This window comes from Luteibacter sp. NPDC104163, from assembly GCF_055584245.1.
Window position 1 is genome coordinate 292,224 of sequence record NZ_JBVJMK010000001.1, and the last position, 15,355, is coordinate 307,578.

The window sequence follows — 15,355 nt, forward strand, 5'->3', positions numbered from 1 at the left end:
TCGGCGGGAGGCTTGGCGTGATGCACGTCAGGCCCCTCACCTGGGGTTCCGGCGGTATTGCGAGCGCTCGTCAGCCTGTTCCTGTTCACGGCGATCCTGCGATTTGCGCTCCTGCTCGCGGTATTTCGCGGTGACGGAATCGAGCGCCTTCGCCCGGCCGCGCGCTTCGCTCCAGTCGTTCCGCGCGCGTTCGAGGGCGCGCTCGCGGCGCTGCACCTCGCCCATCTGCTGGACGATGGCCATGTCGATCTTCTGCAGGAACTGCTGGCGGTTGAGCAGCTCGGCGACGCCAATCCCCGAGGGTATTTCGGCGTATTCGTTGCGGTAGCGGCGCAGGTCCGCGAGTTGTTGCTCGGCGTCGGCGACCGCGCGCTGCTGCACCGCGAGCGCGCGCGTCGCCTCCTCCGCCTTTTCGGCGGCGAGGTCGACGACGGGTTGCAGGCGATCGGCGCGGGACGGCATCAGCGGGCCTTCGCGGCGTCAACAAGGCCGGCTTCGGCCTCATCGAGATAGACGGGGGTATCGGTCTCCTGCTGGAGGAAGGCCGACAATTGCGGATACAGGGCGATCGCCTCATCCGTACGCGGGTCGCTACCCTGTTTGTAGGCACCCACGGCGATCAGGTCGCGCTGCTGGCGGTAGGCCGAGTACACTTGACGGAAACGCTGCGCGGCGCGCATGTGGTCCTTGCTCACGACCGAATGCATCACGCGGCTGATCGAAGCCTCGATATCGATGGCCGGATAGTGGCCGGCTTCGGCCAGGTCACGCGAAAGCACGATGTGGCCATCCAGGATCGCGCGCGCCGAGTCAGCGATGGGATCGTGGCGGTAATCGTCGCCCTCGGTGAGCACGGTGTAGAACGCCGTGATCGAGCCGCGCCCTTCCGCGTCGTTGCCGGCACGCTCGACGAGCGCGGGCAGCATCGCGAACACGGACGGCGGGTAGCCCTTGGTGGCGGGCGGTTCGCCGATCGCCAGGGCGATCTCGCGCTGTGCCTGCGCGTAACGGGTGAGCGAATCCATGAGCAGCAGGACGCGCTTGCCTTCATCGCGGAAATGCTCGGCCACGGCGGTCGCCACCTGCGCGCCACGCAGGCGCGAGAGCGGCGGTGCATCAGCCGGTGCAGCGATCACGACGGCACGGCGCCGGCCTTCCTCGCCCAGCGTATGGTCGACGAATTCCTTCACTTCGCGGCCGCGCTCACCGATCAGCCCCACCACCACGACATCGGCGTTGGTGAAGCGGGTCATCATGCCCATGAGGGTCGACTTACCGACGCCTGAGCCGGCGAACAGGCCGATGCGCTGGCCGCGGCCAACGGTCAGCAACGAATTGATGGCGCGCACGCCGGTATCGAGCGGCGTGTCGATCGGCTGGCGCAGCATCGGGTTGATCGGGTCGCGCCGCAGCGGCGCACGCTCGCGCGCCAGCAGCGGGCCCATGCCATCGAGCGGCACGCCATCCGGGCCGATCACGCGGCCCAGCAGCGAATCGCCGACGGGAATACCGGAAACGGAAGCCACGGGGGTGACGCGCGCGTTGGGCAGCACGCCATGCATTTCGCCGGTGGGCATCAGCAGCAGGCGGCCATCGGAAAAGCCGACGACCTCGGTTTCAAGTTGTTTGCCGTCCGCACCCGCCACCATGCAGCGCGAGCCCACGGGGGCCTCGCAACCGACCGCCTCGAGGGTCAAGCCGACGACGCGGCGCAGCTTGCCTTCCGCCTGCAGCGGGCGCACGCGCTCGACGTTGGCCTTCTGCACGGAGAGGGCGTCACGCCAGTGCGCCGTGCGGTTCGCCTTGTGGGCGTCCGCGCTCACGGGGCAGCGACCTCGTCGCCTTCCGGGTCGGCGGCCGGCGCCGGCATCAGCACGCTATCGATCACCGCAGCCAGCCGCGTGCGCACGCGCGCATCGAGGCGCGAATGCTCGCTCTCCAGGCGCACGTCACCGCGCTCGAGCGCGGCATCGTCGAGGATGGTGCCTTCGTGGTCTGCTGATGAGCGATGCTCGCGCACCAGCGTGGCGTCGGCGGGATTCAGGTGGATCTTCAGATGGCGCGAACCGGCCGGCAGCACGTCCACGGCCTGGTGCACGACATCGAGGATCTTTCCCGGGCGCGTGGCGATCTCGTAACCGAGCACACGCTCCGCGATCAGCGTGGCCAATGCGGCGAGATCGCCCGCCACATCGTTATCGAGTTCGGCGAACGGACGCTCGACCGCGGCAAACAGCGCGTCGAGGCGCGCCACCTGGGCCGTGAGCTCGCGCTTCGCCATGGCCCGGCCTTCATTGAGGCCGGCATTGAAGCCTTCCTCGCGGGCCTGGCGCTCGATCGCCTCGATCTCCGCCACGGTCGGCCGGTGCGGGCCATCGTCTTCCTCGACCTCGTCCGCGTGGTGCACGGCGGAGCCGCCGACGACCGGCAGCTCCCAACGCTCGAACTGATCGACGCGTTCGCGGGAAAGGATGGAGGTAAGGCTCATCAGACGAACTCTTCCCCGCCGCCGGCGAGATTGATCTGGCCAGCATCAGCCAGGCGCCGCGCGGTGGCGAGCACTTCCTTCTGCGCCGCATCCACTTCGGACAGGCGCACCGGGCCCTTCACTTCCAGGTCGTCGCGCAGCATGTCGGCGGCGCGCTTGGACATGTTGGCGAAGATCTTCTCGCGGATCGCCGCATCCGCACCCTTCAGCGCGGTGATGAGGCGGGCCGACGGCACTTCGCGCAGGAGTACCTGCATGCTGCGGTCGTCCAGCTCCGCGAGGTCGTCGAAGACGAACATGAGTTCTTCGATGCGATCGCCGAGACCGGTATCGATGCCACGGATGGCGCCCATCAGCTCGGCCTCGCGCGAGGTTTCCATCGCGTTGAGGATGTCCGCCGCGGCCTTCAGGCCACCGACCGTCGCCGACTTCAGCTTGTTGGAGTTGCCGGAGAACTGGCGCTCCATGATTTCGTCGAGCTCGTTCAGCGCATGCGGCTGCACGCCGTCGAGCGTGGCGATGCGCATGACGACATCGCTGCGCGTACGCGCCGGCAGGTAGCCGATGACTTCGGCAGCCTGGTCCGGTTCGAGGTGCGCGAGCACCAGCGCGATGATCTGCGGATGCTCCTGGCTGATCATTTCACCGATCGCCCGGCTTTCCATCCACTTCAGCGACTCCAGGCCCTTGCTGCTGCGGCCCAGGAGGATGCGATCGATAAGGCCGCCCGCCTTGTTCTCACCCAGTGCGTTGACCAGGATGCGGCGGATGTAGTCTTCGGTGCCGACGCCGATGGCGGTGTGCTGGCCCACGTCTTCCTGCAGCTTGGTGAGGACGACCTCGACCTGCTCCTTGGAGACGTTCTTCAGCTGTGCCATGGCGGTACCCACCGCCTGCACGTCACGCGCACCGAGGTGCTTGAGGATCGAGGCCGCGTCTTCCTCACCCAGGGTAAGGAGCAGGATCGCGGCCTTTTGCGCGCCCGTCAGGGCTTCTTTATCAGCCGCCATCGTCATTCACCCAGCTCTTCACGACCTGCGCTACCTGCTTCGGATTCTCGGCCGCCATCCGCTTGGCGAGGCCGACCTTCTGTTCGTATGCCAGCAGCGCCGGTGCGCCAAGCTGGACCTGGGAGGAAACGTGGGCACGGTCCGAGCCCATGTCGTCGTCATCGACCATGACCGATACGGTGGGCATCGGGCCGGCGAGCGCCATGCCCTGCTCCATCGACGGCGCGGGCTTGAGCAGGCCCTTCAGCATCGGGCGCAGCACGAAGAAGCCGACGATCAGCGCGACCATCACGCCCAGGCCCTGCTTGATCAGGTCGAGCATGCCGGGGCGCTCCCAGAACGCGGGGCCCTCCGGTGCATCTTCGGCGGCGACACCGTGGAACGGCTCGTTGATGACGCTGACGCTGTCGCCACGCTGGGCGCTGAAGCCCACCGCGTTCTTGGTCAGCTCGGTGAGGCGCTGCAGCTCTTCCGGCGTGAAGGGAACGCTCTTCGTCTTGCCATCCTTATCAGGCACGGTCTTGTTGTCGACGACGACGGCCACCGTCAGTCGTGCGACCTTGCCCGCCGGATCGGTGACATGGCTGACCGTGCGGTCGAGCTCGAAGTTGCGGGTCGCGCTTTCCGTCTTCTGGCTCGGTGTCTGCGCGGTCTGCGTCGACGCCGCCTGGCCCGGTGCCGCCGGCTTGCCAGCCGTGGGGTTCGCAGCGGTCGGGTTGCCACCCGCGTTCGGCGGCTGGTTGCTCAGCGCGCCCGGTACGCCACCATTGCTGGCGGGATCGGTGCGCGTATCGCTGCTGGTCTGCTCGCTGCGCAGGGCCGGATTATCGTGGTTGAAGGTCTCGCTGGCCTTCTCGGTCGACGAGAAGTCGAGATCGGCAAACACCTGCGCGCGCACCTTGCCTGAGCCGACCAGCGGCGCCAGCAGGTCTTCGACGCGCTGCGTGTAGGTGGCTTCGATGCGGTTGGACAGGCGCAGGCGGTTGTCGCCGATGGCGGCGGCGCTATCCGGATCGTTCTGGGTCAGCAGGCTGCCGCCCTGGTCGATGACCGAGACGTTGCGCGTATCGAGTTCAGGCACGCTCGCGGCGACGAGGTGGACGATCGCGGCGACCTGGCCCTGGTCGAGCTGGCGCCCGGGGTACAGGGTGACGACGACCGAAGCACTGGCCGGCTTGTTATCGCGGATGAAGGCGGAGGGCTTGGGCAGCGCGAGGTGCACGCGGGCAGCGCGCACCGACTGCAGGCCGGCGATGGTGTTGCCGAGGTCGGCTTCGAGCGCCGACTGGTAATGCGAACGTTCGGCCATGTCGCTCATGCCGAACGGGGAATCGGAAGCGGGCTGCGCGGTAGCAGCGCCCTGCGGCAGGCCCTGGCCGGCGAGCTTGAGGCGCACGGCGGCCACGTCGGCCACCGGTACAAAGATCGAGCTGCCATCGGTGCTGAGCGTGTACGGCTCGTTCTGGGTCTGCAGCGCCTGGGTCACGGCCGCCGCGTCTTTCTGTTCCAGGCCACCGTAGAGCAGGCCGTAGTTCGGGGCACGCGACCACATCACCGCGGCGATGCCGATAGCGACGGCACCCGCGATACCGGCCAGCATGAACAGCTGGCGCGCGGCAGGCGTCTGCGCGAGCGACTTCAGCGAGTGCATGCGCGATGCGTTGCTGGTGTCCGTGGTAGCGACGCCGTTATCAGCCATGGGGAGTAGTCAGTCCTGGGATACGTGGCACGCCGGTTAGACCGACATGTTCATGATTTCTTTGTAGGCATCGACCATCTTGTTGCGCACTTCGGTCATGCCGCGGAACGCGAGGTCGGCTTTCTGGCCCTGGATCATCACCTGGGCGAGATCCACGCCCGGGTCGCCGCGTTCGAAGGCCGTGGAGAGCTGGCCGGCCTTCTGCTGTGTTTCGTTGACGCCATCGATGGACTGCTTGAGCAGGTCACCGAACGAGCCCTTCTGCACGGGGGCGGCTTCGCCCACGCCACGGATGGCGGGCATTTCGGTCTGCGCGCTGATGCGGCGCATCTGGAGCAGGAGGCTGTTGACGTCGATCGTGGTCATGACGGTTTTCCAACGCGTAATCGTCTTACCGACACTTCAAGCACGACCCATGCCAACCGTGAAGAACGATCAGCCTGCCTGCGCAGCTTCGGAAAGGCCGTATTTGCGCAGCTTTTCCACGAGAGTCGTACGCTGCACGCGGAGCAGCTTGGCCGCATGGGCGACCACGCCGTTGGCGGAATCCAGCGCCTGGCGGATCAGGCCGATCTCGATGCCGGCGAGGTGATCCTTGAGGTCCAGGCCGCCCTGCGGCAGCACCGACGGATCGCCTTCACCGCCGTAACGGAAGGTTTCCGTCACGTCCGGTTCGGCTTCCATCATGGCGATGAGCGCCGCACCCGATACTTCCTCAACCGGCGTCGCACCGCGGTACTTTTCCGGCAGGTCGGCGGCGCGCACATCGCCCTGGGGCATGAGGATGGCCATGCGCTCCACCAGGTTCGACAGCTCGCGGACGTTGCCCGGCCACGCATGGGCGCACAGGGCGTTCATGGCGCTCGGGGTGAAACGCACCGACGACAGGCCACGGGTGACCAGGCGCTGGTTGAATTCGGCAATAAGCGCCGGCAGGTCTTCCAGGCGCTGGCGCAGCGGCGGCATTTCCAGCGGGAATACCGACAGGCGGTAGAACAGGTCTTCACGGAAGGTGCCACGCTCGATGGCGCCCTCGAGATCGCGGTGGGTCGCGGCGATGATGCGCACGTCGCAGCGCTGCGCACGGTTGCCGCCGACACGCTCGAACACGCGCTCCTGCAGCACGCGGAGCAGCTTCACCTGCATCGGCAGGCTCATGTCGCCGATTTCGTCGAGGAACAGCGTGCCGCCCTCGGCCAGTTCGAAGCGGCCCTTGCGCGAGCTGATCGCGCCGGTGAACGCGCCCTTCTCATGGCCGAACAGTTCGCTTTCGAGCAGCTCGGCCGGGATGGCGCCGCAGTTGATCGCGACGAACGGCTTGTCACGGCGCGGCGAGCAATCGTGGATGGTGCGGGCGACCAGTTCCTTGCCGCTGCCGGATTCGCCCAGCACGAGCACGCTGGAATCGAACGGGGCGACCTGGCGGATCAGCGCGTTCACCCGCTGCATCGGGCCGGACTGGCCGACGAAGCGCAGGCTGGAGACCGCCGGCTGCATGCGGGCCTGGAGGCTGCGCAGGGCTTCCGACAGGCGCTCGTAGCGCAGCGGCATGTCGATCAGCTCGACGTTCTGGATGTTGTCGTCGGCGATCAGCGCGGTGGCGATCGGCGAATCGGCGGCGACCAGCATGGGCAGTTCGCGGGCCTGGCGGCCGAGCGGTGCGAGGTAGCCTTCCAGCTCGGCCTCGTCGTCCACCGTGCCTACATAGGCACCGCGCCAGGCCTCGCCCGCTTCCACCGTGTGCATGCGGCTGGCCAGCACCGGGCGGTAACCCAGGAAGGCAAGCGCCGAACCCACGGCATCGGCGCGGGACGGGTCGGATTCGACAACGAGAAAGTTGGACGACTTCACCGGATATACCTCGCGTAGAGAATGATCGAAGGCCCCTGGGCGGGTCCGTGCTGGAATCCCGTCGCCTTCGTTGCAAGGTATCAATCAAGGAGCGTGCCAACGTCGGAAAACCGACGGGAAAAGCCTGAAATCCGCGTCAGGGAACGGACTGTCGCCGTGTAGGGAAAACCTTTTCGGCAACGTGTGAAAACGCCCCGGTGAGCGTCAGCGTCAATCGTGACGACACGCGTCACGAATGTGACGCAGGAAGACACGCGACGTTCTTACGTCACGTGACGTAAAAGGTCACCCCTGGGCCGACTGGGCCCGGGCCTCGGCGACCTGGCGCCGGTGCTGGCGGAAAACCAGCCGCTCGATCTCGTCGCGGACCGGTTCGGAAAGGCCATCGAAGGCCACGAAACCCTTGCCGTCCATGGGCCCCGGCTGGCGGATGCCCGGCAGTTCGAGGGGCAGCGCCCTGACCACATCGAAGTGCAGCTTCACCAGCACCGACTCGCCCACGGGCGGCAGGCCGTCCCAGGGGAGGACCACGCCAAGGGCGTTGAAGCGCAGGGAAATGCGGGGTGGCAGGGCCGACTGCGGCAGGAGAAGGCGGTTCACGATCTCCATGAGGACGTTGAGCTTGGCATCCAGCCGGGCGACCTCATGACTGAGGGCGTTGTCCTCGTCGCCGGTATCGACCCGGCGGTCCATCAGGGCGGCTACGGCGACCAGGACGTTAGCGTTGCGATCGTTGACCGAAGCCAGGGCGGCCGGCGCGGGGCGCTCGGCGGGCTCACAGGTGGCGTGGAACCGGGCGTCCCAGGTGACCCGCTCCGAAAAGGCCTTCCACGTCGAGTCACTCATGGGCCTGCCACCGTGGTGAAATCAGAACGAAGTATACGCAGCCACGGCCTTGCGTACCCGGTTCGAGGAACCGAGCGCCAGCGCGGTCTCGTCGCGGGCGGCCGAGACGAGGTCCTTGATCAGGTTGTCGATCAGCATGATCGACTTGAGCGACTCGAGCGTTTCCGGTGCCGGGCGCATCGTGCCGGCACGCAACACGGGGTCGCGCTCCGCTTCCAGGCCGGTCAGGTCATCCCAGCGCCCTTCCGAAGCGGCGGCGTGCATGGCCTCGGTCAGGGTCAGGACGCGATCGATGTCGCAGAAAGTGATGTTCATGCCCCGGCCCCTGCCACCTGGCGAGCTTCAGCGGGGATAGCCACCCAGCTGTCGCGGATCTGGCCAAGCAGGGTCGCCACTTCGTCCAGCGCCAGGGTATCGGCGTGCAGGTTGGCGAACAGGAGGCGGCGGCTCATGTAGTCGTACAGGGCATCCAGGCGCTCGACCAGCGAGGGCTGCACCTCGTGGTTCAGGCCGGCCTGCAGGCCGCCGATGATCTCGATGGCCTTGGAAATGGCTTCGCCACGCGAGGCGACGTTGCCAGTGGCGATGCAAGCCACCGCCAGGCGGATGCGCTCGAGGGCACCTTCCATCAGGAGGGTGACCAGGCCGTGCGCGTCGGCGGATTCAATGCCACCGCCGGTGCGGATTTGCTGGTAGGCGCCTGCGCCGCGCGAGTATCCCAGTGCCATGTCTAGTCGTTCCTACCGTGTTACTTGTTTGAGTTGCTCAGCGCGTCGAACTGCTGCTGGAGATAGCTGCTGGTGCTGCTGAGCTTGGTCATCATGGTGTCCAGCGCGGTGTATTGCGTGGTCAGCCGCTTGGTGTAGTCCTGCATCTGCTGGTCGTAATCCGACTGCTGCTGCGCAATATCCTTGGTCTTCTGGTTCAGGTTATTGGTGCGCTGGGTCAGGATGCCGGAGCTGGAGGTCCAGCTCGTGATCAGCTTGTCGAGTTTCGGCGCGATGCCGTTGTCGCCGCTGAGCAGGCTCTGCGTCTCCTTCGGGTTAGACGCCATGTATTTGGTGAGCTTGCTGGAATCGAACGCCAGCGTGCCATCGACCTGGAAAGACACGCCCAGGCTGCTGAGCGAAGTGGGGCCACCGTTGGCCGCCGCGACGTGCGAGCCGATAAGGCTGGAGACCTGGCTCTTGATCGACATGACCGTGGCGTCGCCGATGAGGGCGCCGACCTGGTTATTGGTCGCGTCGTACTTGGTCAGGGTCTGGTACGTGGACACAAACGAGTTGTAGGCGGTGACCAGGCTCTGGACCGCCGTGGTCACGGCCGACGTATCGGTCGTGATGCTGACGCTGCTAGGACCTTCCTTCACCAGGTTCAGCGTGACGCCATCGATCGCATCGGCCACGGTATTCGTCGCGCTGGTCGCCGCGGTTCCATCGATGGTGAATTCGGCATCCTGAGCCTTGGTCGTCGGGGTATCCGTCGTCGGGTCGAACGCGAGCTTGGATAGCCCGCCGTCGCCGCCGCTGGCGGTGACCGAGAACGCGTTGGCAGCGCCCGTGGAAACCGACGAAAGGACCAGGTGCGCGCCGTCCTTGCCGGTCACGATGCTGGCAGTCACACCGGGGTTATCCGATGCCTTGTTGATCTTGTCGCGGATGTCCTGCAGCGAATTACCCGTGCTGCCGATGTCCAGGCTCATCGACTTGTCGCCGATGGCGATCGTCAGCGTGCCGGTACCGACGGCAGCGGTCGAGCTGCTGATCGCGCCGGACGAGGTCTTCTGGGCCGTGGCGAGCTTGCCGACCACGATATTGAACGTACCGGGGACGGCTGTGTCATCAGCCGAGGCGGTGAGGATCGTGGTGTCGCCGACCGAGGTCTTCTGCGTGGTGAACGCGGAACCGCTGGTCAGCGCCTTCATGGCGTTCTGCAGGCTGGTCAGCGAGGAAGTGAAATTGCCGACCGCGGAAATCTGGGTGGTGTTGGCCGAACTGGCGTCGGAAAGCTTTTTATCCGTCGCGGCGCGCTTGTTGGCTACAAGGTTCGACACGATCGACGCGACGTCGATGGAGCTGGAACCCAGGGTGATCGGATTGGTGGACACGAGACTTCTCCTTGAAGACGCCTCACTGCCCTGGGCGCCAATTTGCCGACGGGTAGCCCTGCGCGCAGGGCTACCCGTGGCAACTTAAGCAATTACCCTGCCAACCCCGGAGCTAACCCGGGGAGGCGGAGCTCCGGGCGGATTAGCCGAGGAGCTTGGTCACGATCTGCTGCGACTGGTTCGCGGTGGCGAGCACCGAGACGCCGGCCTGCTGCAGGATCTGCGCCGAGGACATGTTCGCGGTTTCCTGGGCGAAGTCGGCGTCGGTGATGGCCGACTTCGACGAGGTCAGGTTCTGCGAGATGTTCTGCAGGTTGGAGATGGTCGACTCGAAGCGGTTCTGTACCGCACCGAGGGTCGAGCGCAGGTCGGAAACCGACTGCAGGGCGGCATCGATGCGGTTGATCGTGGCATTGGCATCATCCACGGTCTTGACGCTGGAATCGGCCAGGGTGTGGCTCGTATCGACCGCGACGTTGGCGTCCGCAAAGCCGAGCGTCTCGGCCGTGCTGTTAGCGGCCACCGTCACCTTGATCGCCTGCGACGACGACAGGTTCAGGTTGCCATCCTTGTCGACGAACGCGGTGACGCCTTCCGACGACTTGCTGTTGATCGCGTCAGCCAGGTCCTGGGTCGACTTGAACGTGCCCGAGATGCTGAAGGCGTCGCCGCTGCCGATCTGCAGCTTCAGGTCGCCGTCCTTGATCGTCACAGGCTGGTTGGCAGCGAGGGCGGCCTTGGCCGTGCTGGTGGCGGTAGCCGGGGTCGCAGCGCCGGTGCCGGTGGTCGCGGCATCAACCTTGGCGCCGAAGCCCAGGGTGGTGGCGTCAGCACCGCCAATGGCGATGTCGGCACCGGTCGAGTTGCTGAGGGTCAGCGATTCGCCGGTGACCGAGGTGGTGAGACCCGTGATGCCGAGGCCATCGATCTTGGCCTTCAGGTCTGCGATGCTGTTGAAGGTGCCGTCGACGCTCTGGCCACCAATGGTGAGGGCATTCGCCGCGATCGTGAGAGGCGTAGCGAACTTGCCGGTCATGTCGTTCGTGGCGGTACCCGGCGTGCTCGTGGCGCCGCCAGCGGTAGCCTTACCCACCGTGCTCAGGCCAAGGGTCGCAGCAGCCGAACCACCGAAGGTGATGCCTGCCGTGGTCGAGCTGTTGGAGATCTTCAGCTCGCCGGTGGTGGCGTCCTTGCTGGCAATGGCCGTGCCGCCCGCAGCCGTGTTGATCGCCGTGACCAGGTCGTCGACGTTCTTGTAGGTAGCCGGAGCGACGCTCACGGCGCCCGCACCCGTGTCGACCGTCAGGTCGTTCGTGGCGAGCTTAAGGCCCGTGGCGAAGCTGGCCGACACCGTCGTGCTGGCCAGGGAGCCGACCTGGTCGGCCTTCATGCCCTTATCGAGGCCAACGTTGATCACTTCACCGACGTTCGCGCCGACCTGGAAGCTCAGGTTCTTGGCCGAGCCGTCGAGGACCTTCATGCCGTTGAAGTTGGTCTGCGTGGCGATACGGGTGACTTCCGACAGGCGCTGCTGGACTTCAGAGTCGAGCGCCGCGCGGTCGGAGTTGGAGTTGGAGGCGTTGGTCGACTGAACGGCCAGCTCGCGGATGCGCTGCAGGTTGTTCGTGACTTCGTCCAGGGCCGACTCGGTGGTCTGCGAGAGCGAGATACCGTCGTTCGCGTTCTGCACCGCGCGGTTCAGACCGTTGATCTGGGTCGTCATGCGGGTCGAGATGGCGAGGCCGGCGGCGTCGTCCTTGGCGCTGTTGATGCGGTTACCCGAGGACAGGCGCTCGATAGCCGAGGACAGCTTCGTCTGCGAGGTCGACAGGTTGCGCTGAGCATTCAGCGACATGATGTTGGTGTTGATGGTCAGAGACATCGTAATGATCCTTTGGTAGCGGAACCGAATGGCCGGAGTAGGTGTCGGCGTATTCCGGCGGGGTTCCGATAGGGAAGCCTTCCGCCTCAGAGAGGTTTACGGCACGCCGGGAGGAAACTTGAGAACTTTTTCTACCTGTCAACAGTTATTTTTTGACGGGGGCCTGGGACGTAGCCCTGCCCTGCCACTGTCGAGGGAGGTATCGGCACGGGTGCGCCGGGGTTTAGGGCCATTTTTCACTTCCTGTGTGGAAATCCGGCCAGGGGGATCCGGGCCGGCAACCGTGCCGTTGGTGGAAAGGTCAACCCAAGGTGTCGCAAGAAACCGAGGCGTGGTGGCAACCGCCCGGCAAAGCCATCCATGGTGAACGTCTTACGCGTTCTGCCATTCAGTACCTGAATTACTTCAGGTAATTAAAGAGCGAAAGGTTCTGCATCTTCACGTAGGCCTGCTGGGCGGCATCGAGCGCGCTCTGCTGCTGCGAGAACTTGCTCGCCGCGCTGGCGTAGTCGAGATCCTGCAGACCCGAGAGCGTCGTGTCGTACTGCAGCTTCATGTCCGAGCCCAGGCTGGTCTGCTGGTCCAGCGTGTTCATCCGCGCGCCGATCTGGGTACGCGTATTGAGGAAGCTGCCCTGGGCCTGGTCGAGATTCTGCAGCTGCGCATTCACCGCGTTGTTCATCGCCGCGCCGCCACCCGGCGTTTCGAACGCCGTGATGAGGCCTGCGACCGTGGAGAACACATCCTGCGACGACGACGGCGTGACCGAGAACGAATCGCCGGCGGCCGGCGCACCGGTCAGGTTGATCTGCGCGCCGTTGAAATTGATGACGCCCGAGTTACCCGCGTACGTACCCGTGCTGATCGCAGGACCGGTCGGATCCGCAGCGTCATGGATTTCGTAGTTCGATGCATCGGTGAACGTGATCGTGTAGCTGCCACCCGTCCACGCCGAGGCATCAGTCACGGTGGTGGCACCGACGACGCCGGTACCGGTATTCGTCGCGCCCGCAGCGGTCTGGAACGTACCGTTGCCGCCCTTGATCGACATGAAAACGTCGTCACCGCTATCGCCCGTGGCCACCTGCAGCCCGGCACCGGCCGCGACCATGCGCTGGCCCTGGTCGCCGCTATAGGAAACACCGAGGCCCGACTGCGTAAACGGCTGCGCCGACGTGCGATTGCCGGCGAAGATGAATTCACCCTGCCCGTCCTTCGTATTGCCCAGCGCAACGAGCTGCTGCAGCGTCTGCCGAAGTTCCGTCGCGATCGACTTGCGCGACTCATCGGTCTGCGTGCCGTTGCTGCCTTCGAGCGCGAGCGTACGGATGCGATCGAGGATATCCGACGCGTTCGACAGCGACTGCTCTTCCGTCGACAGGCGCGTGGTGGCCATGTTGATGTTGCGCGAGTACTGGTCGTTCTGCGCGCTGGCGGAATTGACGTCGACCGCCCGCGCCGCGGCGGCGGGGTTGTCCGACGGGCTCTGCATCGCCTTGCCGTTGCCGAGGGCCAGCTGCGTCTGCGACAGGTCGTACTGCCGGTTGAGCATCTGGTTGACGGACTGTTGCTGCTGCCAGGTCGTGGAGATACGCATGATCAGCTCTGCACCGCGGAAAGGAGGGACTGGAAGATGGAGTTCGCCGTGGTGATCACCTGGGCGGACGCCGAATACGCCTGCTGGAACTTCAGGAGGTTGGCGGCCTCCTCATCCAGGTTCACGCCCGCAACGCTCTGCTGCGATGCCGTGGCCTGGTCGAGGATGCTTTGCTGTGCACTCAGCGCCGTATTGGCGGATGCACCAGCCGTGCCAACCTGGGCGACCAGCTGGCTGTACGACTTGCCGACCGTCGTCACGCCGTTATCGAGCACGCCGACATTGGCGACGTTGGCCATGGCCAGCGCGTTGCCGTTGTCGCCGCTCGAGCTGCCGGCCGGCTTCACGGTGAACGTGTCGTTGAGCGCGGGCTTGCCGGTCAGCTTCAGCGACCAGCCGTTACCGGTGATCGTGTCGCCCGAGGTGTAGTTCTGGTCCGGCCCACCGTTGATGCTGTAGGTGTTGGCCGAGGTAAAGACGATATTGACCGGCGTCTTGAAGTTCGGGTTGGCCGTATCGGTCACCGTCAGGCCGCCCAGCACACCGCTGCCGGTGTTGGTCGAGGCCTTGCCGGCGGCGAGCGGGCCGGATGCTGCGATCTTGTTGGTGTCGCTTATCGCCACGCTGATCGTCGACGCGGCGTTGCGGGTCGGCTGGATCTGGAAGGAATCGCCCGCCGCCGCGCCCGCGGCCACGGTGATCTGCATGCCGCCGACCACGAACGGATCGGTGGCCGAACCGGTACCGGTCATGGGCACGGTCACGCCCGCCGTCGTGGCGGCGGACCACTTCACCCCGTCGAAGCGCAGGATGTAATCGGAGCTATCGAGCTTGGATACGTCGGACACCACGGCGGAGACCGAGCCGGTGCCGGTGTTCTTCGTGCTGTTGAACACCGCCGGGTCGGCGATGTTGAACATGTTGCCGCCGGCGTCGCCGTTCAGGTCGATGCCCTGCGCGCTCTGCTTGTTCATCGCGCTGGTCAGCGCGATGGCGGAGCGACCGAGCTGGTTGCGGGCCGGGTCGAGCACATTGGTGCGAAAATCGAACGTCGCGCCGAGCGAGCCCGAGCCCAGCTGGCCAGAGATTACCGTGCCCTGCGTATCGACCACTTCCAGCCGCGACGAGTCGTACTGGTTCGTGGCCGTGGCGAGCTTCGTGGAGTTCGTGCCGTTGACCAGCGGCAGGCCGTTGCCCACGCTGACCGTGTACATGTGATCGCTGGTCTGGGTGACGCTGACGCCGACGATCTTGGAGAGATCGGAAACGGCCTGGTCACGCTGGTCGAGCAGTTCGCTGGGCTCGGCACCGCTCGCGTAACCCTTCTGGATCTGCGCGTTGAGGTTCGCGATGTTCTTGGCCAGCGTGTTGATGTTGTCGACCGCGCTGCTGATCTGCTGGTTGGTCTGGGCATCCAGCGACTGGAACTGCGTGGAGAGTGACTTGAAGGTGGAGACCAGCGAGCTCATCTGGCCGATGAGGGCCTGGCGGCTCGCGGTATCCACCGGCGCGTTGGCCACGTCGCTGATCGCACCGAAGAAGCTATCCAGCGAGCTCTGCAGGTTGGTCGAGCCGCTGACCACGTTGTTCACCGACGCGGTGAGGCCGGCGTACTGCGCCGCGCGGCTCTGGCTCGAGTTCGCCGACCACACCTGCTGGGTCAGGAACTGGCTGTACGCGCGCTGCACGCTGACGGCATCGGCGCCCTGGCCGACGTAGTAGCCACCCTGGAACTGCGGCGCACGCGCATTGAACCCCGTCACCTGCCGGCTATAGCCGACGGTGTTCACGTTACTGATGTTGTTGCCAACGGTCGACAAGCCGACTTGCGATGCAAGCAGGCCCGAAACGCCGGTGGAAAGCAGGTCAGCCATC

Annotated in this window: 14 protein-coding genes; all 14 read right to left on the reverse strand. The window is 65.6% G+C overall.

From position 1 onward, the window contains the following. Positions 1–36: 36 nt before the first annotated feature. A complete protein-coding gene (gene fliJ / locus ACZ6YI_RS01245; protein WP_440327480.1) occupies positions 37–462 on the reverse strand; it encodes a flagellar export protein FliJ in 426 nt (141 codons plus the stop codon). Beyond that, a complete protein-coding gene (gene fliI / locus ACZ6YI_RS01250) occupies positions 462–1,823 on the reverse strand; it encodes a flagellar protein export ATPase FliI (protein ID WP_440327479.1) in 1,362 nt (453 codons plus the stop codon). Before fliI ends, fliJ begins: the two co-directional genes overlap by 1 nt. Then, positions 1,820–2,488, reverse strand: coding sequence for a FliH/SctL family protein (locus ACZ6YI_RS01255; RefSeq protein WP_465777084.1), 669 nt, complete (start codon positions 2,486–2,488; stop codon positions 1,820–1,822). Before ACZ6YI_RS01255 ends, fliI begins: the two co-directional genes overlap by 4 nt. Then, positions 2,488–3,477 (reverse strand): flagellar motor switch protein FliG, encoded by a 990-nt coding sequence (fliG, locus tag ACZ6YI_RS01260; protein WP_440327484.1) that lies wholly within the window; start codon positions 3,475–3,477, stop codon positions 2,488–2,490. The genes ACZ6YI_RS01255 and fliG overlap by 1 nt, the downstream gene beginning before the upstream one ends. 10 nt (positions 3,478–3,487) lie before the next feature. Further along, the gene (gene fliF / locus ACZ6YI_RS01265) at positions 3,488–5,197 is read right to left on the reverse strand and encodes a flagellar basal-body MS-ring/collar protein FliF (RefSeq protein ID WP_465777085.1); all 1,710 of its coding nucleotides are present in this window, start codon (positions 5,195–5,197) and stop codon (positions 3,488–3,490) included. 36 nt (positions 5,198–5,233) lie between these two features. Then, the gene (gene fliE / locus ACZ6YI_RS01270) at positions 5,234–5,563 is read right to left on the reverse strand and encodes a flagellar hook-basal body complex protein FliE (RefSeq protein ID WP_465777086.1); all 330 of its coding nucleotides are present in this window, start codon (positions 5,561–5,563) and stop codon (positions 5,234–5,236) included. A gap of 69 nt (positions 5,564–5,632) precedes the next feature. Next, the gene (locus ACZ6YI_RS01275; protein WP_465777087.1) at positions 5,633–7,048 is read right to left on the reverse strand and encodes a sigma-54 dependent transcriptional regulator; all 1,416 of its coding nucleotides are present in this window, start codon (positions 7,046–7,048) and stop codon (positions 5,633–5,635) included. Positions 7,049–7,333: 285 nt separating this feature from the next. After that, entirely contained in the window at positions 7,334–7,894 is a 561-nt protein-coding gene (locus tag ACZ6YI_RS01280; protein ID WP_465777088.1) for a PilZ domain-containing protein, read from the reverse strand. A gap of 21 nt (positions 7,895–7,915) precedes the next feature. Beyond that, positions 7,916–8,209 (reverse strand): flagellar protein FliT, encoded by a 294-nt coding sequence (locus ACZ6YI_RS01285; protein WP_440324050.1) that lies wholly within the window; start codon positions 8,207–8,209, stop codon positions 7,916–7,918. Beyond that, positions 8,206–8,622, reverse strand: coding sequence for a flagellar export chaperone FliS (gene fliS / locus ACZ6YI_RS01290; protein ID WP_465777089.1), 417 nt, complete (start codon positions 8,620–8,622; stop codon positions 8,206–8,208). The genes ACZ6YI_RS01285 and fliS overlap by 4 nt, the downstream gene beginning before the upstream one ends. A gap of 20 nt (positions 8,623–8,642) precedes the next feature. Then, positions 8,643–10,001 carry a flagellar filament capping protein FliD gene (fliD, locus tag ACZ6YI_RS01295; protein WP_465777090.1) on the reverse strand — a complete coding sequence of 453 codons (1,359 nt, stop codon included), beginning with the start codon at positions 9,999–10,001 and terminating at the stop codon, positions 8,643–8,645. Between the two features lie 142 nt (positions 10,002–10,143). Beyond that, the gene (locus ACZ6YI_RS01300; RefSeq protein ID WP_465777091.1) at positions 10,144–11,883 is read right to left on the reverse strand and encodes a flagellin N-terminal helical domain-containing protein; all 1,740 of its coding nucleotides are present in this window, start codon (positions 11,881–11,883) and stop codon (positions 10,144–10,146) included. Between the two features lie 400 nt (positions 11,884–12,283). Continuing rightward, a complete protein-coding gene (flgL, locus tag ACZ6YI_RS01305) occupies positions 12,284–13,480 on the reverse strand; it encodes a flagellar hook-associated protein FlgL (RefSeq protein WP_465777092.1) in 1,197 nt (398 codons plus the stop codon). A gap of 2 nt (positions 13,481–13,482) precedes the next feature. After that, entirely contained in the window at positions 13,483–15,354 is a 1,872-nt protein-coding gene (flgK, locus tag ACZ6YI_RS01310; protein WP_465777093.1) for a flagellar hook-associated protein FlgK, read from the reverse strand. Position 15,355: the final 1 nt, after the last annotated feature.

Excerpts from the sequence above, each read along its gene's own strand:
- fliJ (WP_440327480.1), bottom strand. The coding sequence starts at position 462 with ATGCCGTCCCGCGCCGATCGCCTGCAACCCGTCGTCGACCTCGCCGCC.
- ACZ6YI_RS01300 (WP_465777091.1), bottom strand. The coding sequence starts at position 11,883 with ATGTCTCTGACCATCAACACCAACATCATGTCGCTGAATGCTCAGCGC.
- ACZ6YI_RS01285 (WP_440324050.1), bottom strand. The coding sequence starts at position 8,209 with ATGAACATCACTTTCTGCGACATCGATCGCGTCCTGACCCTGACCGAG.
- fliE (WP_465777086.1), bottom strand. The coding sequence starts at position 5,563 with ATGACCACGATCGACGTCAACAGCCTCCTGCTCCAGATGCGCCGCATC.
- fliF (WP_465777085.1), bottom strand. The coding sequence starts at position 5,197 with ATGGCTGATAACGGCGTCGCTACCACGGACACCAGCAACGCATCGCGC.
- ACZ6YI_RS01255 (WP_465777084.1), bottom strand. The coding sequence starts at position 2,488 with ATGAGCCTTACCTCCATCCTTTCCCGCGAACGCGTCGATCAGTTCGAG.
- flgK (WP_465777093.1), bottom strand. The coding sequence starts at position 15,354 with ATGGCTGACCTGCTTTCCACCGGCGTTTCGGGCCTGCTTGCATCGCAA.
- flgL (WP_465777092.1), bottom strand. The coding sequence starts at position 13,480 with ATGCGTATCTCCACGACCTGGCAGCAGCAACAGTCCGTCAACCAGATG.
- fliS (WP_465777089.1), bottom strand. The coding sequence starts at position 8,622 with ATGGCACTGGGATACTCGCGCGGCGCAGGCGCCTACCAGCAAATCCGC.
- ACZ6YI_RS01280 (WP_465777088.1), bottom strand. The coding sequence starts at position 7,894 with ATGAGTGACTCGACGTGGAAGGCCTTTTCGGAGCGGGTCACCTGGGAC.